The organism is Nocardiopsis sp. TNDT3, assembly GCF_003427465.1.
In the GTDB taxonomy this organism is placed as follows: domain Bacteria; phylum Actinomycetota; class Actinomycetes; order Streptosporangiales; family Streptosporangiaceae; genus Nocardiopsis; species Nocardiopsis dassonvillei.
Genome location: NZ_QPFC01000784.1, coordinates 1 through 6,095, shown reverse-complemented (window position 1 = coordinate 6,095; position 6,095 = coordinate 1). Strand labels below are relative to the sequence as shown.

The 6,095-nt window shown below is 75.6% G+C and carries 7 protein-coding genes; all 7 read left to right on the top strand.

All coding sequences use genetic code 11. From position 1 onward, the window contains the following. Nucleotides 1-383, top strand: a 383-nt coding sequence (locus tag DQW06_RS19265; protein ID WP_157983493.1) for an Asp23/Gls24 family envelope stress response protein, incomplete at its 5' end; no start/stop codon positions are given. A gap of 19 nt (nt 384-402) precedes the next feature. Next, nucleotides 403-1,041 (top strand): DUF6286 domain-containing protein, encoded by a 639-nt coding sequence (locus DQW06_RS19260; protein WP_013155768.1) that lies wholly within the window; start codon nt 403-405, stop codon nt 1,039-1,041. A 2-nt stretch (nt 1,042-1,043) separates the two neighbouring features. Beyond that, nucleotides 1,044-1,850: a hypothetical protein gene (locus tag DQW06_RS19255; protein WP_117199045.1), complete on the top strand. Its 807-nt coding sequence runs from the start codon at nt 1,044-1,046 to the stop codon at nt 1,848-1,850. A gap of 483 nt (nt 1,851-2,333) precedes the next feature. After that, complete coding sequence (locus DQW06_RS19250; RefSeq protein WP_013155770.1) at nt 2,334-3,134, top strand: ABC-2 family transporter protein; 801 nt, start codon at nt 2,334-2,336, stop codon at nt 3,132-3,134. Beyond that, the gene (locus DQW06_RS19245) at nt 3,127-3,963 is read left to right on the top strand and encodes an ABC transporter permease (RefSeq protein WP_071623083.1); all 837 of its coding nucleotides are present in this window, start codon (nt 3,127-3,129) and stop codon (nt 3,961-3,963) included. The genes DQW06_RS19250 and DQW06_RS19245 overlap by 8 nt, the downstream gene beginning before the upstream one ends. 2 nt (nt 3,964-3,965) lie before the next feature. Next, complete coding sequence (locus DQW06_RS19240) at nt 3,966-4,958, top strand: ATP-binding cassette domain-containing protein (RefSeq protein WP_013155772.1); 993 nt, start codon at nt 3,966-3,968, stop codon at nt 4,956-4,958. Nucleotides 4,959-5,102: 144 nt separating this feature from the next. Further along, the gene (locus DQW06_RS19235; protein ID WP_013155773.1) at nt 5,103-6,011 is read left to right on the top strand and encodes a DMT family transporter; all 909 of its coding nucleotides are present in this window, start codon (nt 5,103-5,105) and stop codon (nt 6,009-6,011) included. Nucleotides 6,012-6,095 lie beyond the last annotated feature (84 nt).

The following is a 6,095-nucleotide window of genomic DNA, read 5'->3' as shown; positions in this document are numbered from 1 at the left end:
CGCGTGCGCGGTCCGGCGCCGAGCCGGACCGGCACGCGCCCCGGGTGCCGCCCGAGGAGCGCGGCACCACGGTCGTGTCCGACCGGGCGGTCCGCCGCCTGGCGTGCGCGGCAGCCGCCGAGCACCGGTCCACCCGTCCCCTGGGCGACCGGCTGGGCGGGCTGGTGGGTGAGGGCCACAAGGCCCGCGCCGAGGTGCGCCGGGGCGGCTCCCGCGTGGGGCTGCGCCTGGAGATCGCCGTCGCCTACCCCTCCCCGCTCGCCCGCACCGCCGAGGAGGTCCGCGCGCACGTGGCCGCCACGGTGGAGAACCTGACCGGGCTGACCGTCCACAGCACCGACATCGAGATCGTCGAACTCGTACCCGCGCCGCGGGTGCGCTGAGCCATCGGAGGAAGCGGAGATGACTTCCCTCCAGGAGGAGGCGCGGACCCACGAGGCGTCCGCGGACCCGGGCGGCCCCCCACCCGGGGGTCGGCGCGGGGACCGCGGGGCCCGGCGGACCGCGGTGAGGGTCTTCCGGCCCCGGCGGACGCTGCCCGCCGTCGTGGTCGCCGCCTCGGTGGCGGTGGTCTCCGGGCTGGTGCTCGCCGTGATCACCGCGAGCATCGTCGGCGCGCCCGCGCCGTTCCCCGCGGTGGACGGCATGGCCGCCCGCGCCGCCACGGTCCCGTGGGAGGCGCCCGAGACCATGCTGGCCTCGGGTGTCGCCGCCACCCTGGGCCTGACGCTGCTGACCGCGGCGTCGCTGCCCGGGTACGGCGGCCACCTGGTCCTGCGCACCGACGACCGCGACATGGCCGTGGGCCTGTCCCGGCGGGCGCTGCGCGACCTCCTCGCCGTCTCGGCGCGCGGGGTGGACGGTGTCCGCGGCGCCCGGGTTCGGGTGGGCCGCCGCACGGTGCGGGTGCGGGCGCGCACGCACATACGCGGCGCCCACTGGCTGAGGCGGGACGTGGACGCGGCCGTGCGCCGGAGGCTGGAGGAACTCGTTCCGGTCCGCACTCCGGGGGTCCGCGTCCGGGTGCGGGAGGAGGCGTGAGCATGGACGGACAGCGATCCGCACCGGAGCCGGACCCGTCCGGCACCGACACGGGCGGCACGGGCGCGGGCAGCGCCGAAACGGGCAGGACGAGCGCGGGCGGGACCGCCCCGGGCACGACCGACAAGGGCGCGGCGGTCTCCGACACGACCGGCACCGGTACGACACGCGCCGACGCGCCCCGCCGGGACTCTCCGACCCGGTCCACGATCCGGGGCTTCCCCCACCGCCGCAGCAGGAGGACCGCGCGGGGCAACCGGCTCGGGCTGTTCCTCACGGGCCTGGTGCTCCTGGTCGGCGGCGCGGCCGGACTCGCCGTCGGCGGCGGCCTGTTCGGCGACGACCCCGCCGCCGCCACGCTGACCGGCCTCGAACCGGTGGCACGGGCCCTGGCCTGGCCCTGGACACCCCATGCCGCGGCGGCGGTCGCACTGGTGCTCACCGTGCTGGCCGTGCGCTGGCTCCTGGTCCAGGGCCGCGCCCACCGCCCGCGCAGGCTGCTCGTGGGCGCGGACACGGCGGCGGGGCGGACCGAGGTGTCGCCGTCCGCCGCCGGGAACGCCCTGGTCGCCCAGCTCAGCGCGCACCCGCGCGTGGTCCGTGGCAGGGCGAGGTTCACCGGGTCCGCTCGGGAGCCGCGCCTGTGGCTCGACCTGGTGCTGACCGAGGACGCCGATCCCGTGGAGGTGTGGCACGCCTGCCGGGACGAGGGGGTCGGCTCCCTGCGCGAGTCCCTGGAACTGGAGCGGCTGCCCACCGTCGTGCGCATGTCGGCCTCGGGGCGCAGCGGGGGCAGAGACCTCGCCTGACCCCGTCCGCCCCACTGGGGGAACGGAAGCCGGGCCCCGCCTGGCCCGTACGCCCCGCTGGACACACGTGGGTGAGGACCCCGCCCGTCCCGCACCCCGCTGAGGGGAGGCGGGCGCGGACACCTCACCCGCCCCGCACCCCCGCCGAGGGGGCGGGAGCGAGAACCCCGCCTGGTCCGTGCGTCCCCGTTGAGGGGAGGGGGCGTGACCGGGCGGGCGACGGAGGCGGCGCGGTCCGCCGGTACAAGGGGAGACACCGGCGTGACCCCGCCTCCGTCATCACATGCGCGTTCCGCGCGCCCGGCCCGCGCCGCGATCGGGACCGGCGGCGGCCCCGCGTGTGCTATCTTCGCCACTCGCGGCGACCCGGACCTGAGCCCCGTGCGTCAGGGACGTGCCGGACCCCCGTGTCTCCCCCGGCCCCCGGTGTCGAGACCGGTAGTTCACCACCTGCACGTCTCGACACACCAGGAGTCCACGCCCGTGCGCGTCTACTTCGCGGTGTACGCCCGAGGGCTGCACCGCTACTCCACCTACCGCGCGGCCACGATCGCCGGGATCCTCACCAACTCCGTCTTCGGCACGATCAACGCCACCGTCATGCTCGCCCTGTTCGCGGCGCGCCCCGAGATCAACGGCTACGACGCCGGGGACGCCGTCACCCAGGTGTTCGTCAGCCAGGGCCTGATCGGCATGGTCGCCATCATGGGCCCGCCCCTGGAGCTGGGTGAGCGGGTGCGCTCGGGCGCCGTGGGCACCGACCTGCTGCGGCCGGTCTCCCTCCAGGGCTGGTGGCTGGCCGAGGACCTCGGCCGGGCCACGTTCAACCTGGTCTTCCGCGGGGTGCCCACGTTCGCGGTGGGGATGGTGCTGTTCGACCTGGACCTGCCCGGCGACCCGCTCCGCTGGGCCGCCGTCCTGCTGTCCGCCGTACTGGCCACGCTGGTCTCGTTCGGGCTGCGCTACCTGTACGAACTGGCCGGGTTCTGGCTCCTGGACTCCAGCGGGATCTGGGCGGTGGCCGGGCTGCTCGGCCCGGTGGCCGCCGGGATGCTACTGCCGCTCACCCTGTTCCCCCCGGCGCTGGCCGACACCCTGCGGCTGCTGCCGTGGGCGTCGATGGTCCAGATCCCCGCCGAGATCATGCTCGGCAAGGACACCCTGCCGGGCGGCGCCGTGCTCGGCGGGCTGGCCCTCCAGGCGTGGTGGGCCGCCGCTCTGTTCGGCCTGGGCGCGTGGCTCACCGCCCGCGCGACCCGCAGGGTGGTGGTCCAGGGTGGCTGACCTGATCTCCCGCGCCCGCGGGTCCGTGGCCTGGCCGCTGCGCGCCTACCTGCTGCTGGCCTGGACCTGGTGCCGGGCCCTGGCCCAGTACCCGACCTCGCTGGTGCTGATGACCCTGGCGACCTCGGTGGGGGTGTTCGCCGAGATCGGCGCCGTCCTCGTCGTGTTCGGCCACGCCGGACGGCTGGCGGGGTTCGACCTCGCCGAGGGGCTGCTCATCGCCGGACTGGCCGCGACCGCCTTCGCCTGGGCGGACATGATCCTGGGCAACGTCGAGCGGCTGGGGGAGCACATCCGCACCGGATCGCTCGACGTGATGCTGGTGCGCCCGGTGCCGCCGCTGGTGCAGATGGCGACGGACCGGTTCGCGCCGCGCCGCCTGGGCCGGATCGTTCCGGGCTCGGTCGTGGTCGTCTTCGCCCTGGCCGCGTGCGACATCGACTGGACCCCCGGCAGGGTGCTGATGCTGCCCGTGCTGCTGACCTCGGGGACCGCGATCTGCTGCGCGGTCTGGGTCATCGGGGCGTGCCTCCAGTTCCTCGTCGCCGACGCCCGGGAGGCGGCCAACTCGGTCACCTACGGCGGGCAGGCCCTCACCGAGTACCCGCTGGCCGTCTACGGCCGCGACCTCGTGCGGGCGGTGACCTTCGTGCTGCCGCTCGCCTTCGTCACCTGGCAGCCCGTCCTGTACCTGCTCGACCGCCCCGACCCGACGGGGCTGCCGGACGCCCTGCGCCACGCCACACCCCTCGTCGCCGTCGTCCTGTGCCTGGTCGCCGCCGCCTGCTGGCGCTTCGGGCTGCGCCACTACCGATCCTCCGGGAGCTGAGCATGACCTCCGTCCGCGAGTCCGACGCGTCCGCCGCCGAACCGATCATCGAGGCCGTCGGCCTGGGCCGCGACTTCGTCCTGTCCGAGGGGCCGTTCCTGCGGCGCAGGCGGCGCACCGTCAGCGCCGTGCGCGACGTGAACCTCACCGTGCGGCCCGGCGAGATCGTCGGTTACCTGGGCCCCAACGGCGCCGGGAAGAGCAGCACCATGAAGATGCTCACCGGCATCCTCACCCCCTCCTCCGGACACCTGCGGGTGACCGGCCTGGAGCCCTCCCGCCAGCGGACGAGGCTGGCGGGCCGGATCGGCGTGGTGTTCGGCCAGCGCACCACCCTGTGGTGGGACCTGCCGCTGCGGGACAGCCTGGAGCTGACCCGGCACATGTACCGCGTTCCGGCCGCCGACCACGCCCGCCGCCTGGCCGAGATGACCGAACTCCTCGAACTCGGGCCGTTCCTGGCCACCCCGGTGCGCCAGCTCAGCCTGGGCCAGCGCATGCGCGGCGACCTCACCGCGGCGTTGCTGCACGGCCCCCGGCTGCTGGTGTTGGACGAGCCGACCATCGGTTTGGACGTGGTCAGCAAGTCGAGCATCCGCGAGTTCCTGCTGCGGCTCAACGCCGAGGAGGGCACGACCATCCTGCTGACCACGCACGACCTGGGCGACGTGGAGCGCCTGTGCGAGCGGGTGGTGGTCATCGACCGGGGGAGCCTGGCCTACGACGGTGATCTGGACGGGCTGCGCGCGAGCGTGCCGGCGCCGCGCGTGCTGGTCGTGGACCTGGCCGAGCCCGCCCCGGACATCGAGGTGGAGGGCGGCCGGTGCGTGCGCGTGGACGGCCCGCGCCAGTGGCTGGAACTGTCGGAGAACCCGGCGGCGGTGATCGCCCGCGTCGCCCAGCGGCACGAGGTGGTCGACCTGACCCTGCGCGAGCCCGACATCGAGGGCGTGGTGGCCGCGCTGTACCGGGGGTCGGCCGTCGGCGGCGTCTGAGGGGTCGGCCGGAGGCGCCGCCGGCGCGCCCCTGCGCGAACCGCTTCTCCGCCGGGGTCCCCGTTCGGTCGGAAAACCCGTGCTGACCGGGGTTTCCCGGCCCCCGCGGCGAACCTGGCCCGGGACGGCGGGATCATCGCTGTCATGGAAACAGGCGTGGTGTCGGGGATCGTGTTCGCGCTGCTCTCGTGTGCGGCCTACACGGCCGCCGCGGTGGCCCAGCGCAGGTTGGCGGTACGGGTGGCAGGGCCGCTCACCGGCGGTGGGCAGCTCGCGGCCCTGCTGCGGCACCCGCTGTGGTGGCTCTCGCTGCTGTTCAACGGGGGCCGGGCCGGTTTCCAGGTGGCGGCGGTGAGCAACGCGCCGCTGACCGTGGTGCAGCCGCTGGGCGTGCTGGTGCTGGTGTTCGGCATCCCGTGGTCGGCCCGGCTGGGCGGGCGGCGGGTCACCCGCGAGGAGTGGCGGGGCGCGGCGTTCACCTCTCTGGCACTGGGCGTGCTGCTGGTGGTGACGGTGACCGGCGGTCAGGGCGGTGTCCTCGACGACACCGGCTCGGTGGTGGTCGGCGGCGGTACGACCGCGCTCCTGCTGGCGACCGCGTGGGCGGCGGGACGGGTCCGTTCGGCGGCCTGGCGAAGCTACCTGCTGGCGGGCGCGGCGGGTGTGGCCTTCGGTGTCTCCTCGGCCACGGTCAAGACGGCGGTGGCGGTCATCGGGGAGACCGGCGCGGTCGGGCTGGTGCACGCGTCCTCGCTGGCCACTCCCGTGATCGCGGTGCTCGGGCTGTTCCTGGCCCAGGCCGCCTACCAGGGCATGGAGCTGGGCGCCCCGCTGGGGATCACCACCTTCGCCAACCCCGTCTCCGCCACGGTGGTGGGCGTGGCCTTCATGGGCGAGACCTACGCGGGCGGGTGGATCGGCGGCGCGGTCGCGGTGGTGTGCGCCCTGTTGGCGGCGTACGGGATCCGGCTGCTCACGGTTCCGCAGGGTCCGGCCCCCGCGCCGGAGCCGGAGGGGCGGCGGGAGTCCGAAAGCGTGACCGGGGAGCACTGATCGATCGGCGGACCCGGCGGACCGGGGCTCAGCCCCCGGCGGCCGGGAACCCGACCGTCACCACCAGTCCCCCGCCCGGGCGCG

Coding starts and splice junctions, on each gene's coding strand:
- DQW06_RS19255 (WP_117199045.1), top strand. CDS start 1,044: ATGGACGGACAGCGATCCGCACCGGAGCCGGACCCGTCCGGCACCGAC.
- DQW06_RS19260 (WP_013155768.1), top strand. CDS start 403: ATGACTTCCCTCCAGGAGGAGGCGCGGACCCACGAGGCGTCCGCGGAC.
- DQW06_RS19235 (WP_013155773.1), top strand. CDS start 5,103: ATGGAAACAGGCGTGGTGTCGGGGATCGTGTTCGCGCTGCTCTCGTGT.
- DQW06_RS19240 (WP_013155772.1), top strand. CDS start 3,966: ATGACCTCCGTCCGCGAGTCCGACGCGTCCGCCGCCGAACCGATCATC.